The 2,476-nt window shown below is 40.3% G+C and carries 5 protein-coding genes and 1 pseudogene; 3 read left to right on the top strand and 3 right to left on the bottom strand.

Annotated features, from left to right (window positions below; translation table 11 throughout):
* Positions 1-251: 251 nt before the first annotated feature.
* Positions 252-623, bottom strand: coding sequence for a hypothetical protein (locus A3761_RS23330; protein WP_068511402.1), 372 nt, complete (start codon positions 621-623; stop codon positions 252-254).
* A gap of 50 nt (positions 624-673) precedes the next feature.
* On the opposite strand from A3761_RS23330, the gene A3761_RS23325 reads away from it, so the two are divergent.
* Both A3761_RS23325 and A3761_RS23320 read left to right on the top strand, forming a co-directional pair.
* Positions 674-1,051 carry a type II toxin-antitoxin system CcdA family antitoxin gene (locus A3761_RS23325; protein WP_231875543.1) on the top strand — a complete coding sequence of 126 codons (378 nt, stop codon included), beginning with the start codon at positions 674-676 and terminating at the stop codon, positions 1,049-1,051.
* Positions 1,051-1,368, top strand: coding sequence for a CcdB family protein (locus A3761_RS23320; RefSeq protein ID WP_068510990.1), 318 nt, complete (start codon positions 1,051-1,053; stop codon positions 1,366-1,368). Before A3761_RS23325 ends, A3761_RS23320 begins: the two co-directional genes overlap by 1 nt.
* 102 nt (positions 1,369-1,470) lie before the next feature.
* Here A3761_RS23320 and A3761_RS23315 read toward each other — a convergent pair whose 3' ends face one another.
* The gene (locus A3761_RS23315; RefSeq protein WP_068553713.1) at positions 1,471-1,884 is read right to left on the bottom strand and encodes a DUF3192 domain-containing protein; all 414 of its coding nucleotides are present in this window, start codon (positions 1,882-1,884) and stop codon (positions 1,471-1,473) included.
* 138 nt (positions 1,885-2,022) lie between these two features.
* On the opposite strand from A3761_RS23315, the gene A3761_RS23310 reads away from it, so the two are divergent.
* The gene (locus A3761_RS23310; protein WP_068553712.1) at positions 2,023-2,265 is read left to right on the top strand and encodes a hypothetical protein; all 243 of its coding nucleotides are present in this window, start codon (positions 2,023-2,025) and stop codon (positions 2,263-2,265) included.
* 15 nt (positions 2,266-2,280) lie between these two features.
* Here A3761_RS23310 and A3761_RS28695 read toward each other — a convergent pair.
* Positions 2,281-2,476, bottom strand: a pseudogene (locus A3761_RS28695) (IS3 family transposase); the annotation flags it as partial.

Raw genomic sequence — 2,476 nt, 5'->3', positions numbered from 1 at the left:
CCATCAATTACATAACTAAATTTGGATCCTATTGAACTACTACCATCTTCTGAAGTGTGATATTTAAACTCACACGAAAGAGATTCATACCCTAGCTCACTGCTTATCATCATGAGTTCGCTCAACTCATTCAATAGTGATACTTGCTCATCCATAATATTCATAAATCACCATTCCTGCTATAACGCCGCCAGCAGCGGCCGAGTGAAACGAGGTCCAGCGACCGCAGGGAGCGATGCTGCCTGGCCTTGTTATGTTTGCCTGAACCATGGTATTGGGCTTTTATCGCCACGACCTTTCCTTGCACTCTCAATAAGGCTAACAAGACTGCGCTTATCATATTTCTTCGCTGTGTCAGTATCTCTAATTTGTATGCCTCGGGAATCATAATCTATGTAAATTTCATCGTTGTTAATAATCAATAGATAACAATAATAACCATCCCTCATTTGATGGCTTGAACCAATTAATTGAGTAAAAAATACATCGAATTTCCCGTCACTTCCGACTGCGCAGCGCCAACGTTGTATCATTGCTTCACGCGATTGAACTTCATCTGCTGCCAGTTCCTTAACTCTTTCGTAGAATTTTGTTTCTTTCAAAGGCGCAGACTTAAACTTCAATTGACCAATCCTTTATTTGAAAACATAACGCCCGCCTCAACGAGCAAATTTTGCTGGCGGCAGTTTTGCAGCGCAGCGCAAAAATGGTGACAGTAAAATTTGTCCGTTGGAGGCGCTTGTTAAATGCTTTTTTATGGAATAGCATAGATGCACATATTATATGCGCATATGGAGCAAATAACATGCAGACATTTTTTGACCAACAAGCACCTAAAAAAGCTACCAACTTAACAGTAAATAGCGACCTTTTAAATCAAGCTAAAAGCTTGAAAATAAATTTATCTGCCACACTTGAACAAGCTCTAATTGTGCAAGTGAAAAACGCGCAGCGCGAGCAATGGCTTCAAGAAAACAAAGATGCAATTGATGAACTTAATAAGCTAAGTGATGAAAACGGTTTATTCTCTGACTCGTTTAGGAGTTTTTAATGAGCCAATTTACGCTGTACCTGAATAAAGATAAAAGCAGCAAAAAAACCTACCCATATTTTGTAGATGTTCAGAACAACTTGTTAAGTGATTTAAACTCTAGACTGGTTATACCGCTAACCCCTTCAAAAAAAGTAAACGAAAAAGCAGCCCAAAAGCTATGCCCTACCATCAATATCGACAGCGAAGAATTTGTTCTTGTGACGAATCAGATGACCACTGTACCTAAGTCACTACTAAAATCAGAAGTAGACTCACTTGAACAATATCGCTATGAAATCATCGATGCCATAGATATGCTGATTACCGGCATTTAACGCCTGCATTAGCGGCTTGGTTGAACTGGCGGATTTTTTGCGTTTCTTTGCAAAAAAGGTGACAGTTTAACCAAGTCCTTGCTAGATGCACTTGTTATGTTTTTAATACACTACGGTAGTTGTAGTGTTGTTAATATATGTGCTTGATGTTGCTTGCCCCTGGCTCTTTGGCCCGCCGATTAAGCCCCAGCCAATGCCTACAAGCTTGCCGTCATTGAATATGTATGGTGTGAATTCATCATCAGTTGTGATGCCATCAGCTTGTCGGCCGGTACGCATATAGTAAATTTCTACGTTTATGCCTTCTTTAATATATCTGTCTGCCTTTTTGCGCGAGTTCCGAGGTACGGATTCTTGAGTAGGCCTTAAGATTGCTAGAACCTTTTCTTTAGCATCTCCGAGGGATACTTGATCTTCAACTCGATCATATTGCGCTGTAGCCTGATCAATGCGATATCCAGCGCTACAAGCTGATATAGCAATACAGATGAGTAGTACGAGTGACTTTTTAATCATTTCTATTTCCTTGGTGATTTACTGATGAAACATAACAGTTTCTTATACGGAATCCATAATTTACCTTATTAGGCGGCGTCCGTATAATCCATATTTGAAATTTACAAAGGATTGTAAATAAAGCATAAGGAAATAGATATGTCTCAGGTCACGGATGATCGAGAAAAACGTTTTTGGAACAACTATATAGCTCAACTTTCTGAGCGCAATATCAAGCCCGCTCTGTTCCAGTGGTATGTGCGTCATTGTGAGCAGTTTATTCGGTATTATACGGACGTCCGGCTTAAGGAACATACCGATCAAAGTGTTCAGGATTACTTCTCAAACTTACTTGAGAGTAACAAGCTCAAGGCTTGGCAGAAGCGGCGTTTTTCAAGGTAGTTGTCGCCTGAGCATTTAAGCTGCTTGTTTTTCCTTCTCCGGGTTCAACTTAACGTCACCCACTTTCTCCCAGTTCCGCGTAGCTTTTGACCACCTTATTTGGTTCTTTCTTTTCATCTTGCGATAAAGCTCATCCCTCTTCGATAATATTTCTTCATCCAGACCTAAGTGCCTTTGCTCTGGGGTAACAAAGTTAATTCGACTATGCCGG

The sequence above is a fragment of the Oleiphilus sp. HI0123 genome (genome assembly GCF_001635315.1).
This window is presented reverse-complemented; position numbering and strand designations above follow the sequence as displayed.